This window comes from Ginsengibacter sp., assembly GCF_057362405.1.
Genome location: NZ_JBMQQG010000104.1, coordinates 1 through 18878 on the forward strand (window position 1 = coordinate 1; position 18878 = coordinate 18878).

Here is an 18878-nt window from a genome sequence, read left to right on the forward strand (position 1 = left end):
AATTGCCGATGATCGCGTTGACGCGCGCCTCGTCGATGCTGCGCAGATCACGCGCCCCAAGGGTGCGTTTGGCGAAGTAGCCGAACTTCCAGCCGGTCACCATCAGGTCGGGGGCACGGCCCGCGGCGATCGAGGTGACTGCCTTGGCGGTCGATTCCTCGTAGTTTCCATATCTGCAGACCGGTAAAACTCTCTTCGCACGCCACTGGTATGATGTCCCAGTAACGGAACTTTTGCATGTACCAAGAATGGTTGCCGGTTTTCACGAACCTGCGAAATGACATTCTTCATTGCTTCATAGCTTTCAAAAAAATCGCTACCGTCTATGCTTATACGCTGCAGGCCTTTAAAGCCTCCGGCAAATTCAAATGCATTCATTGTTCTTGCTTCGGCAGCGCTAACACTGATGCCCCAATCATTGTCCTGCACCAAATAAATAATGGGAAGTTTTTTTAACGCTGCAACCTGCAAAGCTTCGCTCACTTCTCCTTCAGTTAAAGAAGCGTCGCCCAAAGAACAGATTACAATGGGAGTTTCACCACCATCCCCTTTCCGGTAATACCGGGAATTTATCGTTTCCAAAAATTGTAATCCCTGGGCTATGCCCGTAGTGGGTATCGCCTGCATACCCGTGGCACTACTCTGATGTATCATCGTCGGCTTGTCCGAACCGCGATAATTAGGGTGTGCATAATATGCCCTGCCGCCTGTAAAAATATCCTCACCTTTTGCAAGCAATTGTAACATTAAAGTATAAGGAGAAAATCCAAGACCTAGTAATAAACTTTCATCGCGGTAATAAGGACTAACGTAGTCGCAGGGCAACAATTGAAATGCGGTAGCCAGTTGGATGGCTTCATGACCTCTTGAAGTAGCATGAACATATTTACATACCTGCCGGTTGGCTTCATAGGTTTCCGCCATAAATTTGGCGTTGCACATTAACCGAAAAGCCTTTAACAGAATTTCTTTATCAATCATATTAATTAGCTAACTGGCTAATTAGCTGATCAGCTAATTAATTAACCAAAACTTTTTCATCTTTAAATGCTTCCCGCGGCTTTAATCCCAATAACTGAAACATGGCATTATCCTCATCGAATGCGGGATTAGGGGTAGTGAGTAATTTATCTCCTGAAAAAATGGAATTGGCGCCTGCCATAAAACAAAGCGCCTGCTCGGCAATGCTCATTTCGGCACGACCGGCACTTAGCCTAACCATTGCAGCCGGCATAATAATTCTGGCAGTGGCAATCATTCTTATCATGTCCCAAATGTCTACTTTGGCATTATCCTGCAAAGGCGTTCCCTTTACTCTAACCAATGCATTTACCGGGACACTTCCGGGATGCGAAGGTAAAGTAGCCAAGGTGTGTAACATACCGATTCTGTCTTCGTGTGTTTCCCCGAGGCCTATAATACCGCCACTGCACACGCTAATACCTGCCTTTCGAACATTCCCTAAAGTTTTCAACCGATCGTCGTAAGTTCTTGTTGTGATAATATCCGCATAATGTTCTTCCGAAGTATCTACGTTATGATTATATGCATATAACCCTGCGTCATATAATTTTTTTGCCTGTTCCTCTGTAAGCATGCCCATGGTGCAACAAACTTCCATTCCTAATTCGTTTACGCCCTGAACCATCTCGAGCACACGGTCAAAGTCTTTGTTATCCCTCACTTCCCGCCACGCGGCACCCATGCAAAACCTGGTAGAGCCGGCATTTTTTGCCTTCCCGGCGTAAGCCAAAACCTCTTCTTTTTTCATAAGCGCCTGCACCTCTACTCCCGTATTATAACGGGCCGCCTGCGGGCAATAAGCACAATCCTCAGGGCATCCCCCGGTTTTAATAGAAAGGAGAGTGCACACCTGCACTTCACCGGTGGCATGATACTCACGGTGAACGGTAGACGCATTATAAATAAGTTCGAGCAAAGGAGTATTATATATCTCCGCAATTTCGTCTTTGGTCCAGTTGTTTCTTATTTGCATTTGTAATTAATCTTAATTAAAAATAACTCAAATTAGTTTTAGGAGTAAGCGTCAACACACTTTCATACATAAGCCTGATAGTATTTTCCACGTCATCTTTATTGATCATCTCAACAGTAGTATGCATGTACCGCAACGGCATTGAAATTAAGGCAGACGGGCATCCATCATTAGCATACGCAAACGAATCCGTATCAGTGCCGGTGCTGCGGCTAACAGTTCTTAATTGGAGGGGGATTTTATTCTTTTCTGCAACTTTTTCTATAATCCCTAAAAGTTTGTTGTGAACTGCAGGGCCATAAACTAATGCAGGCCCCTTTCCACAGGAACAATCACCTTCAATCATTTTATTTATCATTGGCGTATTGGAATCATGCGTTACATCAGTAATAATGGCAATGTCGGGTTTAATTTTACGGGCAATCATTTCAGCGCCCCTAAGCCCAATTTCTTCCTGAACAGCGTTAACAATGTATAACGAGTAAGGAAGCGTCTTTTTATTTTCTTTTAATAACCGGGCTACTTCGGCTATTATGAAACCACCAATGCGATTGTCAAATGCACGGCCAATTAAATTTCCATACGATAATTCATCAAAACCTTCTGCGTAGGTTACTACCGATCCAATATGAATACCTAAATCTTCTACTTCTTTTTTATTACGTGCGCCACAGTCAAGAAACAGATTCTCTACTTTGGGTTGTTGTTCCTTATCGTTACCGCCAGACCTTGTATGAATGGCAGGCCATCCAAACACAGCTTTTACCGGACCTTTTTTACCATGTATCGTCACTCTTTGAGAAGGTGCAATTTGGTGATCTACCCCCCCATTTCTCTTTAAATAAATAAATCCTTCAGCCGTTATATAATTTACAAACCAGCTTATTTCATCTGCATGTGCTTCTATTACGACTTTAAATGGCTTTGTTGGATTAATAACTCCTACCGCAGTTCCATAAGCATCGGTAAACGTGCTGTCCACATAATTTTTAATATAATTAAGCCACATTTTTTGCCCGCCACTTTCAAACCCTACTGCAGAAGGTGTATTGATATAACTCTTTAAAAAATCAAGTGATTGTTCAGTTATTAACGATTTTGCTTTTTTGCTTTTTGCCATAATAGTGAATGTTCTTTTTAGGATGAAGGGTGCAATTTAAAACTTTAAACCGACAAGATAAACGTGTAATGTCTTTAGGAAAATCATATCATCTATACATACAACCTCCATTGGTCGCAACAAAATACTTTTGCATAAACCAAATTCTGAAAATTGATTAACCCTACTTTAATTATAAATAATAATTGTAGGCGAAGATGCAGTATCACTTACATGGCCGGCATTATCTTTTAATACAAAGCGAAAAACAGTAGTGTCATTAAGGGGTGAACATTGAGGAGTGATATCGCCATAATTCAAAGACACATTTATAGTTCCTTTCTCGTCCTTGGTAGCCGGAAAAACCGGTAAAACAAAAGTGGCATAGTTGTTACTGATCGTGCAGCCTGGCAACATTCTTTGAGGGAATTCTACATATATCGACCCACTGTCGGAGAAATCGCCTTCTGCATCAGTAAAAGTTAAAGCGAAATTTAATACCCCCTGCGGATGAAGGGCCGTGGTGTTTACTGACTTAAATTTTAAAGAAGGGGTTGAGGAAAATTTATTCTTAGAACAAGACCAGGTAATTATTATCAATACAAAAATTAAAAGGGTATAGCGCATCTTTGTGTTTTAATTGTTCAAAATTAAATATTAAAACCTGAATAATATTTTAGAAATATCTAAATGGGAAGATAAAGTTTTCTCGGCCAATAATTATAATTTCCAACAAATGGCTTTGGAGATATTCCGGTTACAGTATAAGCACAATATAATATACAAGAGCTATGTCGATGCATTAAAGGTTGATGCGCTAAAGGTTGATAAAATTGAAAATATTCCTTTTTTACCCATTCAATTCTTCAAATCCAATGTGGTTACTACTTCAAGTTTTGAACCGGAAATTATTTTTGAAAGTAGCGGAACTACCGGAGAGAACACCAGCAGGCATCTGGTAAAAAAAATATCCGTATATAAAGAAAGCTTTATGGAAAGCTTCAAACTTTTTTATGGCAGGCCCGAAGACTGGTGTATTATCGGGTTACTGCCGGGTTATCTCGAAAGGCAGAATTCATCTTTGATCACAATGGTTGATCATCTTATAAAAGTGAGCAATCACCCGCATAGTGGATTTTATCTTCATGATTACGAAAAACTTTACCAGGCTTTAGTTCATAACGAAATAAGAAATCAGCGTGTTTTACTAATTGGTGTAACTTTTGCTTTACTGGATTTCGCAGAAAGGTATTCTTTGAAACTTAATCATACAACTGTTATGGAAACAGGCGGTATGAAAGGTAGAAGGGAAGAAATTACGCGTGACGAAGTTCATAGTTTTTTGCAGCAAAAACTCGGATTGGAAAACATTCATTCAGAATATGGAATGACTGAATTATTATCGCAGGCATATTCAAAAGGAAAAGGCTTATATCGGTGTCCACCGTGGATGAAAATATTAATTAGAGAAGAAAACGATCCTTTTGAAATAAAAGCATCGCGTTCAGCAATTAAGCCGTCTGCGGGACTAATCAATGTGATAGACCTTGCAAACATTTATTCCTGTTGTTTTATCGCAACTGACGATGTTGGCAAATTATACCATGATCATTCTTTTGAAGTGCTGGGCCGCAGGGATATCAGCGATTTGAGGGGTTGCAGTTTATTAGTTACATCAGCGTGATTTGTAAAAAAATGTTCTGGTAAAAAAACCATAAGGTAATACGGGGTCGATGAAATAAAAAAGTTAATTGGCCGGTTTCACCTAACTTTAAAAAAATTAATTTTCACCGTAGAAATACAATTGTAGACAACAAAAAATTACAGTTGACAAATTAAAATTTAACCGTGTAGTGGTAACAGTTAGCAACAACAGTAAAACTAATTATGATAATCCCCGTCATTATAACGCTTTGTGGTTTATTGCTGATTGCCTATGTATTTGACCTGACTTCCTCAAAAACAAAAATCCCCTCGGTACTTTTATTATTAATTCTCGGATCGATTGTGCGCCAGGCCTCTCAATTGATGAAAATTAGTATTCCGGATCTTACTAATTTGCTGCCATTTTTAGGAACTATAGGCCTTGTGTTAATTGTACTTGAAGGTTCTTTGGAACTTGAATATGATAAAACCAAAAAGGCTTTAATAGCGAAATCATTTGTAGTTGCTTTGGTGTCAATGTTGGGGTTAGCTTTCCTGCTGGCTTTTCTCTTTGATTATTTTGAAGAGGTCCCCTTTAAAATAAGTCTGACTAACGCAATCCCATTTTGTGTAATAAGCAGTGCTGTTGCAATTTCCAGCGTAAAAAACTTCTCTACAACCCATAAGGAATTCGTAATTTATGAAAGCAGCCTTTCAGATATCCTGGGTGTTCTGTTTTTCAATTTTATCGCACTCAACAGTGTTATTAATTTACAATCTGCTGGCCGCTTTACGTTACAACTGTTATTGATCGCGGCTATATCACTTATTGCTACGATAGGGCTATCTTACCTGCTAAGCAAAATAGAGCACCAGATTAAATTTGTGCCGATCATTTTACTGGTGATATTAATATATGCTATATCAGAAATTTACCATTTACCTGCACTAATTTTTATTCTTCTCTTCGGGCTATTTTTGGGCAATCTTGATGAATTAAAACAATTTAAGTGGATACAGGTTTTACGGCCAAGAGAATTAGATAAAGAAGTTCATAAATTCAAAGAATTAATTGTCGAAATAACATTCTTAATAAGGGCTTTATTCTTCCTGCTTTTTGGTTACCTGATGAAAAAATCAGAATTATTAAATGCCGAAACCATTATTTGGGCCGCGCTAATTGTCGTCGCGATATTTATTTTTCGCGCCATAATGCTAAAAGTCTTGAAATTACCTTTGATGCCGTTGTTATTCGTAGCGCCAAGGGGCCTTATCACCATTCTGCTTTTCTTGAAAATTATACCGGCCGATAATATCTCGCTCGTAAATACATCGCTGGTAATACAGGTTATAGTATTAACAGCTTTAGTAATGATGATTGGACTTATGTTTTCCAAAAATCCTAGTATGATTATAGTAAAAAGAGAGAAAGTTGAAGAGGCTCCCGGTTGAATAAAGATGAAAGTGCGTTATTCTTTCATTAATCAATTAAATATCCACACTACAGTTTCTCCAATCCTATCTATATAATTTTACACTGATTATCAATAGTTTACTACGAAGTAAATTCTGTTCTAAAAAAGCTTTCCACATGGGCAATTAAATAATTATTTTCCCGTTTATCATTATATCTCTACCAACAGGTAGGTATATCCGAATTCAATATACTAGTTATCCAAGTTAAGCAATCCAGTATATTATTTAATTTAACCTGGCAATAATGAATCCTAAAAAAGAAAAAACCACCGTACTGTTTGTAAACAAAAATGCACAGGGAATTAAGCCCATGCAAATTTCAAGCAAACTAATTCTCAACTGGAAAAAATACCTGGCAGCTATGTTGCTTGTTTTTTTTGGCTTGATAGGCACAATCGTATTTCTCACCTCGAATAACCTGAAGCAGTCTCAAATTCGTGAAGCGCTTTCACAAAAAATACAATCGATGCATGTGACTTACGCACAAGTGGATACCAATGCCATCCGCGACAAGTTTACCACTATAGATAAAGAACTTGTAACTATTAATGGATATTTAAGAGCGAGGGGCATTAAATCGACTTTGAAAGTACCTGAAGGTGGCGAAGAAGATCATGACATTATATCCACAGACGAGATCAGCGGTTTTTACGATAATTATTTAAAGAAGATAATTTATAACATTTCGTATACGCCTTTGGGTTATCCTTATCCCGGGGCAATCACTTCTACATTTGGACATCGCGAAAATCCATTTAGTGGAGAAGGAGTTGAAACCCATAAAGGTGTGGATATTAGAGCAGCCTGGGGATCTCCGGTTAAAGCGATGGCGAAAGGAGAGGTTGAATTTGCGGGTTTAAGAGGTGGTTTTGGAAACTGTATTATGCTAAAACATGGCAATGGTTTTGAAACACTTTACGGGCATTTATCGAAAATTCTTGTAAGTGTTGGTCAGAAGATTGAAATAGGCCAGCAGATAGGTAACATAGGTTCTACCGGACGTTCAACAGGACCGCATTTGCATTATGAAGTGCATAAAAACGGCGAAAAAATAGATCCCAAAAACTTTTTAACCCTTAACTAATATAACATGTTTAAAAAAAATAACAAACAACAGACACTGGAAATTAACCAACAGGAAATTTCAACCATAATTGGCGAAGGCTTCGTTTTTACTGGTAAATTGCAAGGCACTGCAGCAATAAGAATAGAAGGTAAAATTGTAGGAGATGTAAATGTTGAAGGAGGCGTGATACTGGGAGAAAAAGGCACCATTGAAGGTAACCTGAATACCAAATCGGCAGTAATATTCGGATCTGTACATGGCAATGTAAAATCGATACAGTTGGAAATAAAAAAGACGGGAAATGTGAACGGAGACATCACAACCGACACGCTTGAAATTGAACTAGGAGCACAATACAACGGCAAATTGAATATGAAAAGACAACAGCCAATTCCACAACAAGAGCCATTAGCTGAAGCTTCATAATATAGATGAATAGTTGAAGTAGATCAATCTACTCTAATAAAATTTATAAGTAACAAAAACGCCCTGCAATTGCAGGGCGTTTTAAGTTCAAAAAATCAATTATTAAAATATATATCTCAATCCAAGTTGCATACCCCATGTGCTGAAGGTAGAAACGTCAGTATAGAAAGGTTTTGTTATTAAAGCTTTATTAAATTCTGCGAGGTTATAAACCGGCGTTCCGCTTGCATCGATAGATTTGAGGGAAAGTGGATTGTTGATAGTATAGAGATCTTTTAATCCCCAATTCTTACTAAGTAAATTTGGAACGTTCAGAACATCCACGCTAAATTCAAGCGTATGTTTCGTACCCCCTGCCATTATGAAAAAGTCCTGCAAAAATCTTGCGTCTATGCGGTTATACCAGGGCGTTAGTGCTGAGTTTCTTTCTGCATATTGACCGGCATGTTTTCTAAGATATTTGCTGTTACTTAAAAGTTGATCGTATGCTGCTTGTTGGTCAGCAATGGAATATTTAACCGATCCGTCAGAATTCTTAAAATCTGCAAAAGGAACATCGGAACCTTTTGCATAAATGTACATCAGGTCAGATGAACTGTTTCCATCTTTATTAACATCGCCACCAACTATGTAACTGAACCTTGACTGGGCCTGTCCTTCATAAAATAGAGATAAGGTACTTGCAAAGTGTTTCGCATATTCTTTTCTGTAAGAAATAGTACCAACAATCCTGTGAGGAATTGAATAGGCCGAATTGTAAAGTTCTTCATCATTAGGAGTTCCTCTATTGATAATAGATTGCCATGCTGAAGTAGCCTGGGAGCCGGGGTTGGGACTTACTTCGGTAGCTAAAGTGTACGTATAGGCAATTGATCCATAAAATCCATTTGCAAACGCTTTCGACAATTGCGCAGTACTTGCAAATGAGTAACCTTTCTTAGTATTTTCAAGAACTATAACTGAACCGACGCTAGGATTAACAAATTTTGAACTTCCTGTTTGTGTCGTAGGATAATATGGTCTGTTATCTGCGCCCGATAAAGTTCCCGAAGGAGCTATCAGGTTGGCATTACGCATTTTAACTGCATTCAAATCTTTTGTATACAAAATGTCTACTGTGGCAGTAAACCCATTCCCGAGTTGTTTATCTATTCCAAAATTTGTCCTGAAGACCTGCGGAAACTTAAAGTTAGGATCAATCAATACAAAACTCCCGGGTGCCTTAGCCGTAATGGTTGAAGGGAACTTAGAAACATAGGCATCAGGGTTAGGATTGAAAGTTATGCCTGCCAAATCAGCCGCCTTGTTAAGAACTACACCATTCTGATAAACGCCACTATTGCTTGGCATATTGGTTAAGAATACAAATGGTATTTTACCCGTAAAAACTCCTGTTCCACCCCGTAAAACAAGCCCTTTTTCGTCGGGTACTTTCCACCTGAAACCTACACGCGGTGAAAATAAAATATTTGCTTTGGGCCATTTGCCGGTGCTATAGCTCGTCAGGTTTCCATTCTTATCAGGAAATTGCAGCGCCTCAATAGCAGGATTTGAAAGTGGTTGTTTCAGATAAGTTGGAACATCTCCCCTTATCCCGAAAGTAAGTTTAAAATTACTGTTGATGTTGAATTCATCCTGTACGTAAGCTCCCAACTGACCAAGTTGAAGATTGGCAGAAAATACCTTTGGTTGACCAGCAACTAAAGAGTAGGTGTACGAAAAATAAGCAGGCGCAGCATCATTTACAAAATCGTTTAAGTCGTTATAAATGTAATAACTCTCCGAGCCCGGCATAAACGCATTTCCTACTTTTTGATATTCATAAGTTGCTCCCGCTGTCAGCGTATGTCTTCCGGCATAATATGTGAAGTTGTCAGTAAGAGCGGCAACATTGTTAACCACTTCATTATTTCTTGTGAACGGATCCGTGCCGGCGCTCATATAGTTGCGCCCTTTGGTTACACCAGCTACCGTTCCATCTGCATCGAAAATTTCTATTGTCGGGAAAATTCCACCGGGACTGTTTCTTTTATCATCTATATGTGTATAAGCAAGTAATAGTTGATTTGAAAACCTGCTACTGAAATTACTATTCAATTCGACAGTGCCAGATTGAACAATATGGTCGGTTCCATAATCTGAATTTGAAAAGCCTATTGACTGGTTACTGTTTCTGTTATTGGGTAACCTGCCGAGCGCTCCTGAAGTTCCCCTAATGGTGAATCCGCCAGCGCCACTGTTAGGCACACTGCTACCATTTAAAGGCGATTGGTCAGACCCCTTGAAATCGCTGTATTTAATTACTAATTTCTGTTTGTCGCTGATGTTCCAATCTATCTTGCCCAGTAATTTTCTGTTCTTAGTCACATAATTTGGCCGATTATCATAAGCGCCGGCATCGTACCCATATTTTGATTTCAATACTGAAGCAAATTTATCCAGCGAATCCTTCGGTGCCGCAGACAGAAGCCCCGAAGATGAAGAACCAGTAGGAATAAAAGTGTTAGAGTTAGGTACCGATTTATTTTCCCACTCAGCATTGGCAAAGAAAAATAATTTGTCCTTGATGATTGGCCCGCCAAGGCTTGCGCCATATACCTTATTTTTTTGAGGAGTTTGTGTGAGGTCTACATCTCCAACATGCTTTCCGTTGAAACTTTGATCGCGATAAAACCCATAAGCCGTTCCGTGAAATGTATTGGTTCCGCTCTTTGTTATTACATTCAAACCGGCTCCCGTAAAACCCGATTGTCTAACATCATATGGTGCTATGTTTACCGAAATTTCATCATAAGCGTCTATAGAAATTGGGCTTGCGCCGCCGCCTGGCTGAGGATCGGTAGATAACCCAAAGTTGTTGTTAAGGTTGGCTCCGTCGATCTGGAGATTATTAAACCTTCCATCTCTGCCGGCAAAGCTATTTCCGCTGCTGGCCTGTGGAGTAGCTCTCGTAAAGTCGGTAATGCTTCTTGAGATTGAAGGCAACATCATAATTTGTCTTGAATTAAATACAGTACTCGCTCCTGTCTTAGTTCTTGAAGTGCGGCTACCTGCTGCATTTATAGTCACTTCTTTTAGTTCTGTAGATTTAGTAGATAGAGTAACATCAGCTATAAAGGGTTCTCCGAGAATTAATGTTACGTCATCCAATTTCTGAGGTGTATATCCAACGAAATCCACCGTTATGGTATAGGGTCCTCCCACCCTTGTGTTAGGAATTGTAAAGTTTCCATCTTTCTTACTTATGGTTTGATATTTAGTACCGGACGGCTGGTGAATTGCAGTAATAGTTGCGCCTTCCAATGGTGCCCCCTCGTCAGACTTTACAAATCCAACAATACTGCTAGTTGTAACCTGCCCGCTAACGGAAAAAGCGGAAATAAGAGCAACAATTAGAAATAATACGAGTTTTCCTAGTTTCATGATTAGAGTTTTAGTTTTAGCCGCAAAGGAAATAAATAAAATGATATTTGTGATTGTGATTTGTTAACACTTATTAACATTTGCAAGGCAACCTATTAATGGCAAAAGCTGCTTTTGTTATATTAATAAATTATTAAGACGTTCTGAACAATTACGATTTAAGCAATTTTCACTCACTTTAAATAATAAGGATTTTCATTCGACTATCTTTGCATAAATAAGATACAACATGTTAGATACAATTGAAGCTGCGATTGAAGATATAAAAAATGGAAAATTAGTAATTGTGGTGGATGATGAAGACAGGGAAAACGAAGGCGATTTTATTACATCAGCTAAGAATGTCACTCCAGAGATCATCAATTTTATGAGCAAACATGGGCGAGGGCTTATATGCGCACCTTTGTCTGAAAAAAGATGCGATGAACTGGGACTTGAACTTATGGTAAATGATAATACGGCTTTACACGGTACTCCATTTACGGTGAGTGTAGATCTTTTAGGTGAAGGATGCACAACCGGAATATCGGCCCATGATCGTGCAAAAACCGTCCAGGCTCTAATTAATCCCGAAACCAAACCGGAACAACTCGCGAGGCCGGGCCACGTATTTCCGCTGCGGGCGAAAAATGGCGGCGTTTTAAGAAGAACCGGTCACACAGAGGCCACAATAGATTTGGCTAAACTTGCAGGGCATGGCGATGCCGGTGTTTTGGTAGAAATTATGAATGAAGACGGTAGCATGGCGCGACTTCCCGAACTTAAACTGATTGCAAAAAAACACCAGTTAAAGATTATTACAATAAAAGATCTAATAGCTTATCGCCTCAAAAAAGAGACGCTCATTAAAGAAGATGTACGGGTGAAAATGCCTACGAAATACGGCACTTTTGAATTGATAGCCTATAAACAACTTAATACCGGAGAAGAACATATGGCGCTTAAAAAAGGTGAATGGAAAAAAGATGAGGCGGTGTTAGTGCGAGTGCACTCGAGTTGCATGACGGGAGACATTTTAGGGTCGCTGAGATGTGATTGCGGGGATCAGTTACATGCTGCAATGAAGATGGTAGAAGAGGCGGGAAAAGGTGTCGTATTATACATGAACCAGGAAGGAAGAGGAATTGGCCTGGTTAATAAGTTAAAGGCGTATAAATTACAGGAAGAGGGATTAGATACCGTGGAAGCAAATATAAAATTGGGCTTTGGTATGGATGAAAGAGATTATGGTGTAGGAGCGCAAATTTTAAGGGAACTGGGTATTTCAAAAATAAAACTCATCACTAATAACCCAAGGAAGAGAGCAGGTTTGTTTGGGTATGGACTTGAAATAGTTGAGATAGTTCCGATAGAAATAAAGCCCAATTCACATAACAAAAAATATCTTACTACGAAGAGAGATAAATTAGGGCATAATATTTTACAAACGGGTAAAATTTAATAATACCACCCCGGTTTTCAAACCCTGCGTGGCATAGAGAAAGCCTTTGAAATGTTTTAATTAATACTTAGAAGTTGTGTCCGCAACCGGCTTTTTAAGTCTTCTTTTTTGATTGGTAAAAAATTCAGTAAAAGTGTCGAACTCTCTCCGGTACGAAAGCTGCACACCTGTTCGGTTACGACGCGTGATTCCGGAAATATCCCCTAAGTCTGCGTCGCTGCGGTTAAACCCAATAACCCTTAATCGTCCGTCGGGCGAAATTAAATATTCGAAAGAAACATCGGGCGTGAACAAAAAATTAGAGTTTGAATTGGTAGCGCTTTGTGCCAGTTTATAGTCTACATTTCCGCCAAAATTAACGAGTAGCCTGTTCTTGAGAAACGCTGTGTTCACACCAAAGTTTCCAACGTTTTGAATTTCTTTTTGCGTACCTCCTTTTTGGAAATTGAAATCTGCCGTATTGATATTAGTATAAAGATTAACTGTGTTTGTATTCAGCAGTTTTTTTAACCATGAATTAAGTGAAGTAGTAAGTGTTGAAGATAATAGCTGGCCAACACTTCTCGTTACAAAATTTCCTGTATTGTTACCGGTAAGCAAGCCTTGCTGGCTTCCCATAAATGTATTAAACAGAAGTAACGATGTCACCTGCCTGTTTAATTCGTTTTGATCTGACTGAAAAGTCTTTAAATACTCATTAGCTATTGGATCGGACTTTAATGGATTATCAAAAGTAAATTGAAACTCAAACGACGGCGTAGGCTCTTTAAGTGTTCCTCTTAACTTAAAGATGATATCAACATCGCCTTTAGCAGTAGCCGACCTGCCTAAGCTCGTAGGTATATTACTCAGGTCAACTTTTGGCGCCCTATAAACGGCGTCGATATTGAGATTGGCAAGGTAGGGGTCTCCCTGCCATTCTATATAACCTCTTTCTAAAGTAAATGGCGTTTTTAAAAAAGTTTGAAAGTTAAAGGTGTATTGTCCCTCCTCAATATCATATCTTCCTCTTATGGTAAGTGGGTCTGTTGTTCCTGCAGTAATATTTAGTTTTCCATTTCCCTGCGCCTTTATTACGTCGCCGGTTGTCTCATCAAGTATTACATCAATTTTTGCATAAGGATTGGCGGTAATGGCCATATCAACTTTTATGTTTGAGCTTTTATGGGAGCTAAGGTCTGCTTTCATTTCGTGCCCAAATTTGGTGAATTCAATATAATCCAACGAGCCGGTTTCAGCAGTTTCACCAGTGGGTAAATAAATATGACTACTATCAGTTGGCTGGCCGCTAATACTCATTTTCATATCTGTAACAAAACCATTCAACGACATTTCCGCTTCACCTATCAGATTTCCATAAAACTCATTATTATCTTTTGAAGTTGTATTTAATAAAATAAATTTTGCCGGGTTCTTTCCCCTGGGATCTGTTTTTACATGCAAATTGTTGAAGAAAAAGTTATCAAAAAAGCTATGGTATATTTTCCCCGTTACAGTCGCTGTATTATTGAGCGTGTCCCTGATAATAATTGTACCAAGGTCGATCTCATCAGGATTGAAAGTTAATACGGAATTGTTTTCTAAAATATAGCGGCATTTGGTATAGTCAACCGTCATTGTGGTGCTGTCAAGATATACTCTTCCGGTAAGTTTTGTATCTGCAGCCGTACCCGAGATATGCAATACACCCGTGGCTCTGCCGGAAATATTATCAAAGATATCGCTAAGATATTTTTCGAGAACGTGTATTCCTGAATGATTTAGTGTAACTGTTCCGTTCAATTGATTATTGCTGGAGTCGCCAGGCGAATAAGCGAAATCTCCTAAAAAATTATAAAGGCTGTTGTCTGAAACGGCATGAACTTTCACTTCGCCGGTGCCCGAAAAATATTCGCCATTTGTTGATATCATTCCTACAGAATCATTTTCAAAACGGAACTGTTCTGTTTTTGTATCAAAGTTTACCGCCAGTTTTCCAAAAGGATTATTGATACGGATCGACCCACTCATCAACCCGTTTATCTTAGGCGTCTTAAAAAATAAGGGCGCAAAATCACCTACCTCTAATTTTTTCATTCCAACCAAAACATCATTTCCCGAATCGATTTGTGAAGGTTCCGTTGACACGTTTATTTCCTGCCCTTGCTGGTCGAACTTTATTTTGTCTGCAAATAATTTATTTCTATCAAGTTCGAGTACCCCTCCTTCGGCAATGGTCCATTGCTTTTCATTTATTGTGAAAGTTGAAGGATTAAACATCAGTTTAAAACCATTTGAGTTGGTAAGAACTTTTGCTGAAAGATTTGCAGCATTTAAAGTTTTGTTGGCGGAAGTATTTATCGTTACATCCGAAATATCTTTATGAGCTATTACGCGGATTTTTGTCGCCGGCGCATGAAGGCTATCGTTTATGACCACATCATCGATATCTCCATTAAAAGCAAGCGTATCCGCATTTCCACGCCCGGTAAAATGAATATCATTAAAACTTGTATTTCTAAAATTGAATTGCGGTACATTGGCCTCAACGTTTAATATATTTTCTGCAACATTAATATTCCCAATAAAAACGGAATTATCCAGTCCGCTTATTTTACTATTTATAAGAGATACATAATTGCTCACATTTTTTGTCTTCACTGAAAAGGTAAAGTCCTGGTTTTCTATTTCCTTTTTTGGTTTGTTTATGTAAGCAGGATAATACCTGTTGAGAAATAACTGAAAAGCGGTTGGCAATTCCAGAATTTTGAAATTACCAATTAGCGTGGCTTCCAATTCATTTGTTTCAACCGATAAATATTTTTTTCCGTTGTCGATTGTTGAATTAATGGCGAGAGAATCGAATGATAAATGCTGATTCTCATCAAGTAAAATAGCATTGTAAATTTTTGCAGATCCTAAAAAGTTATCAATGTTGCTTCCGGCAAAATGAAGATTAAAATTCCCTGTTAAAGAAATACTATCATTCGTAAAGCCAAGATTTTTAAGATTGAGGCGGCCAACACTTGCATTTAAATTAAATTCAGGATCGAGCCTGCTAAAGTTGATGGATCCTGTAAGCGTATCAATTTTAATATTAGGATCATCGATACTGGCCGTGCCCGAAAACAACTTCTTCCTGAAATTTCCGTGGGCAATAATATTCGTGTACGGATAGCCGTTAAATTCAACGCGGCTGATACTGCCGTCTATTCCAATATCAACGTCTTTTGCATTAAACCCTTTCCCATCTATTTTGCCATTAAATGCAATTTTGCCGATCTGGCTGTTGTTTATGAATTTCCCCAATTGAAAATTGTTTGTTGAAAGAGTGCCATTGTAAATGGCTTTTCCTTCGAAGGGAACCTTCATTTGAACGTCAGACTGCAATGTGCCAATATCGGTTGTCAACGTTCCATAGGTTACAAAGTCACGAATAAACCCGGTGTAACTCCCGGTAAATTTTATATGACCGAATGAGCTCAAGTTAGGATTCCTTACGGTTCTAAGGTCCGGAATTAGTCGTGCCAGTTCACTATAGCTTGTCCTGAACTCCCGTGAACGGAAATCAATAAACGTTTGATTGATATCAGGCAGCCCATGTAAATTTATTTCCCCTTCTAAATAGTTATCCGGCCCCGCTTTTATTATTATTTTTTGTGCTGATAAATTATCGATCGTTCCTTTTGCAATTCCACTCAATACAAAATTTTCTTTCCACGTAGCGGCATCCGGGGCGAAATAGGAAAGATCATCACTGCTTAGCTCACTTTTATCAAAATGCCCTTCAACTGTTACACTATGAATAAAATCCCCCATGTCATTATTAAAATCTTTATACCGCATGGAATAATAATTCGTCAGGTGGCTGTTTTTGGTTACAAGATCAAACTTATTAAACTCCATAAGGCGTGGTGTAAATTTAAAATCAGCCGCTAAATTTTTTACCACAAACCCATTCCGGTCCTTGCACGAAAGTTTTATTTTGGCACTTATGGTATCTTTTAAAAAGCTGAAATTTTTAAATGAACCATTAATATTCGAAATAACAATATGCTGATCATCGAACCCTTCCGTATAAACAGGCCTTACAGTTTGTTTTTCAACGGCAAGCTCCGCGTCACTTATTTCTAAATTCTTTACGGAAACTTTCCATCCATCGGTATTCCATTCGAGCGAGTCCTTGCTTGCTTTGTTCACTTTAGTTACTAATGCAGCGGTGGTAGTATCTTGAGGTTCATTTCCATCATAATCGTATTGCGAAAAAAGCGGGTGATCAATCGAGACTGTGGGAGCACTTATTATGTTTCGGGTTAAATCAAATGTATCGGCATTGCAACTCAATTTGTTTAACGACAAAAGGATATCGGTCCCCGTCCATTCGTCCTTTTGCCATAGCTTAATTCTGTTTAATTGAATCTCTTTCAAATTCAATTTAACAGTATTGGCGGAAGTTCTTGTTGCGCTTTTCGGCCCTGAAAAATAATCCGCCAGGAACTGGTAGTTCCATATCGAATCTTTACGATTCAGATTAATGATTGCATCATCCAGGCCAATATATTTAATAGTGATAGTGTCTTTGAAAAAGAACCAATCAGTGATGTTCACTTTCACGGCCCCGGCATACAACAAAGTATCCTTGTGGTGATCGAGCACCAACGTTCCCTGTAAAAGCATTTTATCAAAAAGTTGAAAGTCAACATGCTTAATGGAAACGGTAGTTTTAAGATCTTTGGATAGGCGGTGCGTAACCCTGCTGATAATATAATTCTGAAAAAAACTGGTTTGTAATAAAATCCAAAGCACTAATATCAACACAAGAAATGCGAGCAAGATTCTGAGAGATATTTTATAAACTTTTTTCAGGGAAGAAAATTGATTGGCAAAAATAATCAAACCCTTGCTACAGCCAAATCAATGCCACGTTAAAGATTAAGTAATTATAAACCATTTCCCTACATTTATTTTGACTGAATTTCAAAAGAATGCCTTATACATGTTGACCGTTAATACCCCGCTGCTGCATCGTCTCCCCTTTTATCGCCCGCCGCTGTGAGTGTTCCATCGGGCCGGGCCATTATCACTTCTGTTCTGCCAATGGCTCCTCTCATTGAAATAGTATAACCCATTTTTTTCAATGCTTCCATTACATTTTTACTAAAACCCTGTTCAATATAAATTACATCCGGTAGCCATTGCTGGTGAAACTTGGGCTTATCAACTGCATCGCGTGGGTCCATTTTGAAATCAATAATATCAACTATCGTTTGGTAAACACTTGTTGGTATAGTGGTTCCGCCCGGAGTGCCCACGACCAAAAAAGGTTTATTATTTTTAAGAACAATCGTAGGCGTCATACTGCTTAGCATTCTTTTGCCCGGGGCAATGGCATTGGCTTCTGCACCCACAGCTCCATACATGTTAGCAACACCGGGCTTCACACTAAAATCATCCATCTCATCATTCAATAGAAATCCTGCCCCCGCAACAACCGTTCTGCTTCCGTAGCCTCCGTTTAACGTAGTTGTAACAGATACCGCGTTGCCATCTTTGTCCAGTGTATTAAAGTGTGTCGTTTCTTCCTTTTCTATATCAATCATTCCTTCTTTTATGTCATTGCTGTTGCCTGCTTTACCCGGCACAAAATCATCCATTCGCATTTTGAGGTATGCATCACTTACTAACGTCTTAACCGGAACTTTTACAAAATCTGCATCGCCTAAATATTTCGCCCTGTCAGCAAACGAACGACGTTCAACTTCGGCCATTAGCTGAACCGATTGGGGCGTTTCAAATTTCATATCACTTAGACCTTTATAACTACTCATTTTTAAACATTGTTCCAAAATAATACCACCGCTGCTGGGCAATGGCATGGTAACTATCGTGTATCCTTTATAGTTAAAAGTCATTGGTTCCCTTATTTTCGCTACATAATTTTTTAAATCTTCTTCAGTTATTATGCCATGCCCCTTTTTCATTTCTTCAACAACGAGTTGCGCTGTCTCACCTCCGTAAAATCCGATAGCACCATTATCTCTTATTAGTTTTAAAGTTTTGGCAAGATCCTTTTGCACGAGTTTATCACCTGCCTTCCACGGTTCATTTTTTACAAAAACAGGGACAGTTGAGTTATACTTGATGAAATCATTCCTGGTTTCATTAAAGCTTTCGGCTTGGCCTTTTGAAATCGCAAAACCATTTTCTGCAAGATCAATAGCGGGCTGTATTAATTTTCTAATAGAAAGTTTTGCATATTTCATAGCAGCAAAAATTCCGGGTACAGAACCAGGCACGCCTACCGAAAGATAACCGTCCTGTGATAAGT

Annotated in this window: 12 protein-coding genes; 5 read left to right on the top strand and 7 right to left on the bottom strand. The window is 38.8% G+C overall.

From position 1 onward, the window contains the following. Nucleotides 1-102: 102 nt before the first annotated feature. The 4 genes from ACO1O5_RS08870 to ACO1O5_RS08885 form a co-directional block, all read right to left on the bottom strand. Nucleotides 103-924, bottom strand: a complete 822-nt coding sequence (locus ACO1O5_RS08870) for a thiamine pyrophosphate-dependent enzyme (protein WP_486269489.1) — start codon at nt 922-924, stop codon at nt 103-105. A 94-nt stretch (nt 925-1018) separates the two neighbouring features. Further along, entirely contained in the window at nt 1019-1996 is a 978-nt protein-coding gene (gene bioB, locus ACO1O5_RS08875; RefSeq protein WP_486269490.1) for a biotin synthase BioB, read from the bottom strand. A 16-nt stretch (nt 1997-2012) separates the two neighbouring features. Further along, on the bottom strand, nt 2013-3116 hold the full coding sequence (locus ACO1O5_RS08880) for a M42 family metallopeptidase (RefSeq protein WP_486269491.1): 1104 nt from the start codon (nt 3114-3116) through the stop codon (nt 2013-2015). A gap of 168 nt (nt 3117-3284) precedes the next feature. Further along, nucleotides 3285-3722 carry a hypothetical protein gene (locus ACO1O5_RS08885; RefSeq protein ID WP_486269492.1) on the bottom strand — a complete coding sequence of 146 codons (438 nt, stop codon included), beginning with the start codon at nt 3720-3722 and terminating at the stop codon, nt 3285-3287. Nucleotides 3723-3831: 109 nt separating this feature from the next. Here ACO1O5_RS08885 and ACO1O5_RS08890 point away from each other — a divergent pair, with 109 nt between their 5' ends. The 4 genes from ACO1O5_RS08890 to ACO1O5_RS08905 all read left to right on the top strand — a co-directional run bounded on the left by ACO1O5_RS08890 (nt 3832) and on the right by ACO1O5_RS08905 (nt 7707). Then, nucleotides 3832-4779: a LuxE/PaaK family acyltransferase gene (locus tag ACO1O5_RS08890; RefSeq protein WP_486269493.1), complete on the top strand. Its 948-nt coding sequence runs from the start codon at nt 3832-3834 to the stop codon at nt 4777-4779. A 203-nt stretch (nt 4780-4982) separates the two neighbouring features. Then, entirely contained in the window at nt 4983-6191 is a 1209-nt protein-coding gene (locus ACO1O5_RS08895; protein WP_486269494.1) for a cation:proton antiporter domain-containing protein, read from the top strand. A gap of 268 nt (nt 6192-6459) precedes the next feature. Next, nucleotides 6460-7299, top strand: a complete 840-nt coding sequence (locus tag ACO1O5_RS08900; protein ID WP_486269495.1) for a M23 family metallopeptidase — start codon at nt 6460-6462, stop codon at nt 7297-7299. A gap of 6 nt (nt 7300-7305) precedes the next feature. Next, entirely contained in the window at nt 7306-7707 is a 402-nt protein-coding gene (locus ACO1O5_RS08905; RefSeq protein WP_486269496.1) for a bactofilin family protein, read from the top strand. Nucleotides 7708-7809: 102 nt separating this feature from the next. Here ACO1O5_RS08905 and ACO1O5_RS08910 read toward each other — a convergent pair whose 3' ends face one another. Beyond that, on the bottom strand, nt 7810-11130 hold the full coding sequence (locus ACO1O5_RS08910) for a TonB-dependent receptor (protein WP_486269497.1): 3321 nt from the start codon (nt 11128-11130) through the stop codon (nt 7810-7812). Between the two features lie 229 nt (nt 11131-11359). On the opposite strand from ACO1O5_RS08910, the gene ACO1O5_RS08915 reads away from it, so the two are divergent. Next, nucleotides 11360-12571, top strand: a complete 1212-nt coding sequence (locus ACO1O5_RS08915) for a bifunctional 3,4-dihydroxy-2-butanone-4-phosphate synthase/GTP cyclohydrolase II (protein WP_486269498.1) — start codon at nt 11360-11362, stop codon at nt 12569-12571. A gap of 60 nt (nt 12572-12631) precedes the next feature. Here the strand turns inward: ACO1O5_RS08915 and ACO1O5_RS08920 are convergent, their stop codons facing one another. Continuing rightward, nucleotides 12632-17383 (bottom strand): translocation/assembly module TamB domain-containing protein, encoded by a 4752-nt coding sequence (locus tag ACO1O5_RS08920; RefSeq protein WP_486269499.1) that lies wholly within the window; start codon nt 17381-17383, stop codon nt 12632-12634. 173 nt (nt 17384-17556) lie between these two features. Then, nucleotides 17557-18878, bottom strand: a 1322-nt coding sequence (gene ggt / locus ACO1O5_RS08925) for a gamma-glutamyltransferase (protein ID WP_486269500.1), incomplete at its 5' end; no start/stop codon positions are given.

Excerpts from the sequence above, each read along its gene's own strand:
- ACO1O5_RS08885 (WP_486269492.1), bottom strand. The coding sequence starts at position 3,722 with ATGCGCTATACCCTTTTAATTTTTGTATTGATAATAATTACCTGGTCT.
- ACO1O5_RS08915 (WP_486269498.1), top strand. The coding sequence starts at position 11,360 with ATGTTAGATACAATTGAAGCTGCGATTGAAGATATAAAAAATGGAAAA.
- ACO1O5_RS08905 (WP_486269496.1), top strand. The coding sequence starts at position 7,306 with ATGTTTAAAAAAAATAACAAACAACAGACACTGGAAATTAACCAACAG.
- bioB (WP_486269490.1), bottom strand. The coding sequence starts at position 1,996 with ATGCAAATAAGAAACAACTGGACCAAAGACGAAATTGCGGAGATATAT.
- ACO1O5_RS08900 (WP_486269495.1), top strand. The coding sequence starts at position 6,460 with ATGAATCCTAAAAAAGAAAAAACCACCGTACTGTTTGTAAACAAAAAT.
- ACO1O5_RS08910 (WP_486269497.1), bottom strand. The coding sequence starts at position 11,130 with ATGAAACTAGGAAAACTCGTATTATTTCTAATTGTTGCTCTTATTTCC.
- ACO1O5_RS08895 (WP_486269494.1), top strand. The coding sequence starts at position 4,983 with ATGATAATCCCCGTCATTATAACGCTTTGTGGTTTATTGCTGATTGCC.
- ACO1O5_RS08870 (WP_486269489.1), bottom strand. The coding sequence starts at position 924 with ATGGCGGAAACCTATGAAGCCAACCGGCAGGTATGTAAATATGTTCAT.
- ACO1O5_RS08890 (WP_486269493.1), top strand. The coding sequence starts at position 3,832 with ATGGCTTTGGAGATATTCCGGTTACAGTATAAGCACAATATAATATAC.
- ACO1O5_RS08880 (WP_486269491.1), bottom strand. The coding sequence starts at position 3,116 with ATGGCAAAAAGCAAAAAAGCAAAATCGTTAATAACTGAACAATCACTT.